Annotated in this window: 3 protein-coding genes; 2 read left to right on the top strand and 1 reads right to left on the bottom strand. The window is 57.9% G+C overall.

The genetic code is table 11. The features are described from left to right. Positions 1–630: 630 nt before the first annotated feature. Positions 631–1,635 (bottom strand): dTDP-glucose 4,6-dehydratase, encoded by a 1,005-nt coding sequence (gene rfbB, locus H7C86_RS36620; RefSeq protein WP_182263490.1) that lies wholly within the window; start codon positions 1,633–1,635, stop codon positions 631–633. A gap of 93 nt (positions 1,636–1,728) precedes the next feature. Between rfbB and rfbA the strand changes: the two genes are divergently transcribed. Then, positions 1,729–2,604 carry a glucose-1-phosphate thymidylyltransferase RfbA gene (gene rfbA / locus H7C86_RS36615; RefSeq protein ID WP_182263489.1) on the top strand — a complete coding sequence of 292 codons (876 nt, stop codon included), beginning with the start codon at positions 1,729–1,731 and terminating at the stop codon, positions 2,602–2,604. Position 2,605: 1 nt separating this feature from the next. Further along, on the top strand, positions 2,606–3,217 hold the full coding sequence (locus H7C86_RS36610; RefSeq protein ID WP_182263488.1) for a dTDP-4-dehydrorhamnose 3,5-epimerase family protein: 612 nt from the start codon (positions 2,606–2,608) through the stop codon (positions 3,215–3,217). The last annotated feature ends 288 nt before the right edge of the window (positions 3,218–3,505 follow it).

Here is a 3,505-nt window from a genome sequence, read left to right as displayed (position 1 = left end):
CGAGGACCAGCCCGTCTACTTCAGTCCCGCGTCAGCAACGTCCATACCCACAACACCGGCCCCGTTCAGAGTCAGCCGTTCGGAACCTCTGGGAACAGCTAATACCACCATGTCCTGACCGATCTCGGACTCGTATCCGTGCCTTTGTGGCGCTGGCAGCGGCGACATTGTAAGTAAACCAGCGGTCACATCGCCATAGTCGGTGAAGTGATCCCGATCCAATTCGGGGTCCGAGACATCTCAGGCTGCGTCCCGTAGTCGGCAGATTGCAGAGTCGATGAGACCCTAAAGTCACCTGGATCACCGGCAGTGAACCAGGCCGCAAACGAGTGTGACCGGGCTATCGACGACTACGCGCCACGACTGTGCCCGAACCGACTCCGAGGCAGTCGCACCCGTATCTCATTTTCGTCGAGCAACGCTGACTGCGTAATCAGCACTGCTGACAGCGGACCCCGGCGGCCGGATCAGAATTCCGAAGGCCTCGGTTCCCTAACTGTCTCACGCGGATACAACTTCGCATATGCGTTGGTCGCCCGTCCTATCCGGGAAGGGCGACGACCCGTGTCACTGTCACCCAGACGTGTAGTTGCGGACTGATCTCGCCCTGAATCGCGGGTTTCGGGGTGCTCAGTCCACGACAGCTTCCGAAGCTGAATAGCCTGCCTCGGTGACAGCCTTCTGTGGACGCCACCACTGTTCGTTGTCGCGATACCACTCCACGGTGGCTTCCAATCCACTGCGGAAATTGCGATACAACGGCTGCCATCCCAGTTCCCGTTGAATTCGCGTCGGATCGATCGCGTAACGCATATCGTGCCCTGGACGATCAGTGACAAAGTCGAATTCGTCTGGTTTGCGCCCGAAAATCTCGAGCAGGGCTGCAATCACCGTCCGATTATCCGTTTCACCATCCGCGCCAATCAGGTACGTTTCGCCCGACTTGCCTCGTTCCAGGATGTCCCAGACCGCACGATTGTGATCGTCGACGTGAATCCAATCGCGAACGTTGCGACCTTCCCCGTACAACCGGGGACGCACACCGTCGATCAGATTTGTGATCTGGCGCGGGATGAACTTCTCGACATGCTGAAACGGGCCGTAATTGTTGGAGCAATTGGAGATCGTTGCCTCGATCCCGAACGAACGCACCCATGCCCGCACAATCAGATCGCTCGACGCCTTTGACGCCGAATACGGACTCGAAGGGTTGTACGGCGTCGACTCGGTGAATCGCGTCGGGTCATCCAGTTCAAGATCGCCGTACACCTCGTCCGTCGAGATGTGGTGATACCGAACCTCATGCGCCCGAACAGCCTGCAGCAGCGAGAACGTGCCCATCACGTTGGTTCGGATAAACGGTTCCGGATCACTCAACGAATTGTCGTTGTGGCTCTCCGCCGCAAAATGCACCACCGCATCGGACCGCGCTACCAACTCGTCCACCAAGCCCTGATCGGCGACGTCACCGTGAATGAAGTGGATACGATCCTCCACCTCGGCAAGTGAGCTCCGATTACCGGCATACGTGAGAGCATCGAGAACCGTAACCTCGACGCCCGGACGCGAAGTCACCGTCTGGTGAACAAAATTGGCGCCGATAAACCCGGCACCCCCGGTCACCAGCAGTCGCACGTTCATCTCCTCAAGTTCGCCGAATTGTCATAACTTTACCTTCTTCTGAGAGGCAGTTTGCATCGATAAGTAGCAGTGCAGGACACTGCACGTATGCGTGGAATCATTCTGGCCGGCGGCACAGGCTCTCGCCTGCACCCGATCACTCTCGGAGTGAGCAAGCAGATGCTGCCGATCTACGACAAGCCGATGATCTACTACCCGCTTTCCACCCTGATGTTGGCGAACATTCGCGACATTCTCATCATCACCACGCCGCACGACTCCGAACAATTCAGGCGCCTACTCGGTGACGGTTCCCAATTCGGGGTCAATCTGACCTACGCGATCCAGCACGAACCGAACGGACTCGCAACAGCATTCGTCCTTGGCGCCGAACACATCGGGAACGAGTCCGTTGCGCTTGTCTTGGGAGACAACATCTTCTACGGTCCGGGCCTGGGCACCCAGCTGAAGCGATTCTCCGACATCGACGGAGGGGCGATCTTCGCCTACTGGGTCTCCGATCCCACTGCCTACGGGGTCATCGAGTTCGACGACGCCGGACGCGCGATCTCCATCGAGGAAAAGCCGGAATCCCCGAAATCGAACTACGCCATACCCGGACTGTATTTCTACGACAGCGACGTTGTGGACATCGCGCGAGACCTGAAGCCCTCCGACCGAGGCGAATTCGAGATATCCGACGTCAATCGCCACTACCTCGACGCGGGTCGTCTACAAGTCGATATCCTCCCCCGTGGAACCGCCTGGCTCGACACCGGCACCTCGAACTCCCTTCTCGAAGCCGCAAACTACGTGCGGACAATCGAGCATCGTCAGGGCCTCAAAATCGGCTCACCAGAAGAAGTTGCCTGGAGGCAAGGATTCATCACCTCCGACCAAATGCGCTCCCAAGCAGAAACATTGGGTAAATCTGGCTACGGTGATTACCTCCTCGCCTTACTCGAACACGGCAAGGAGTGGTGACATGGACATCCGCGAACTGAAAATTGCCGGAGCTTGGGAAATCACTCCCCGACAGTTCGGAGACAACCGCGGCGTTTTCCTCGAATGGTTCAAGAGCTCAGCATTCACAGCCGCAACAGGTCGCAACCTCGAACTGGCGCAAGCTAATTGCTCGGTTTCGGCAGCGGGCAGTCTGCGCGGAATCCACTTCACCGACACACCTCCCGGGCAAGCCAAGTACGTCACCTGCGTCAAAGGGGCGTTCCTCGACGTGATCGTCGACCTGCGCGTCGGATCCCCGACATTCGGCGAATGGGATTCCGTCCTGATCGACGACATCGACCGCAAAGCGGTCTACCTGTCCGAAGGCCTGGGGCACGCCATTCTGTCCCTCGAGGACGGATCGACTGTCATGTATCTCTGCAGCATCGAATACTCCCCGCAATTCGACCGCGACCTCGACCCTTTCGATCCGGAACTGAACATCGCCTGGCCAACAACCGACCGGGCAGGTCACCCCCTGGCCTACGAACTGTCTGCAAAAGATAGTGCCGCACCATCACTCGAGGCACTGAGAACAAGCGGATCTCTGCCGACTGCGACAGAAAGCCCGTGGTCCGAGGATTTGGCGTGAGGCACACTCGTTTTCTCGAACCCCGGTCGTTAGGAATGCGGCCATGTTCGAGCCGCACCGCAGGACGGTTGATCGTCGTTTGCCATTGGGTTAGACAACGCGCAACGTGAGCCACAGGACAATGTTCGGGCTCGTACTCCGTCTCAGCGGGCGCCGGTGTCCAACTTACGCAACCTGTCAAGCAACTCTCTGAGATGTAGAAATTCAGTCCTACCAAACGGTTCTAGATGTAGTGGTTGGGCCCCCGTTAGCAGTCCAGCACCTATGCGATAGCTAGTTGGTTTTCTT

Source organism: Rhodococcus sp. UFZ-B548, from assembly GCF_903819475.1.
GTDB lineage: Bacteria > Actinomycetota > Actinomycetes > Mycobacteriales > Mycobacteriaceae > Rhodococcus_F > Rhodococcus_F erythropolis.
Note: the sequence above shows the minus strand (reverse complement) of the source record. Positions and strands in the feature narration are given on the sequence as shown.